The 663-nt window shown below is 67.0% G+C and carries 1 protein-coding gene; it reads right to left on the reverse strand.

Annotated features, from left to right (window positions below):
• Window positions 1–159 precede the first annotated feature (159 nt).
• A partial coding sequence (locus PKE99_RS39235; protein WP_271215126.1) for a DNA-methyltransferase occupies window positions 160–663 on the reverse strand: 504 nt, incomplete at its 5' end.

Raw genomic sequence — 663 nt, forward strand, 5'->3', positions numbered from 1 at the left:
CGTCGGCGGCAACCAGGCAGGGGACGGTCCAGCCGAACTCGGCCATGCTGGCGGCGATCTTCGCCACCTGGTCGGCGTCGTGGGTCTTGGCATTCCGGGCGTATGGTCGGAGACGGGCCAGCGGCCAGTGTTCGATCCGGCCGGGCAGGAGGGGCACGTTCATGCCGCGAGCCGCTTCGCCTTGAGGGCGGCGAAGGTCTCGCCGGTTTCTGCCAGCACAGCCTCTTGGCCGGTGAAGGACTGCCAGCGCTCGATGGCGACATCGACATAGGCCGGGTTCAGCTCGACACCGAAGCAGATCCGGCCAGTCGTCTCGGCCGCGATCAGTGTTGTGCCGGATCCCATGAAGGGCTCATAGACCGCCTGTCCGGGGCTGATGTTGTTCAGGATCGGCCGCCGCATGCATTCGACCGGCTTTTGCGTGCCATGCAACGTGTCAGCGTCCTGATCCCGGTTGGCGATCTGCCACAGCGTGGTTTGCTTTCGGTCCCCGGCCCAGTGGCCCTTGCCCTTGGCGCGCACCGCATACCAGCAGGGTTCGTGCTGCCAGTGATAGTCGCCGCGGCTGAGCACCAGCCGGTCCTTTGCCCATATGATCTGCGACCGGATGGCGAAACCCGCGGCGGTCAGGCTGTCCGCCACGGTCGCGGCATGCAGCGCGCC

The organism is Pseudonocardia halophobica (assembly GCF_027922425.1).
Taxonomy (GTDB): Bacteria; Actinomycetota; Actinomycetes; order Mycobacteriales; family Pseudonocardiaceae; genus Pseudonocardia; species Pseudonocardia halophobica.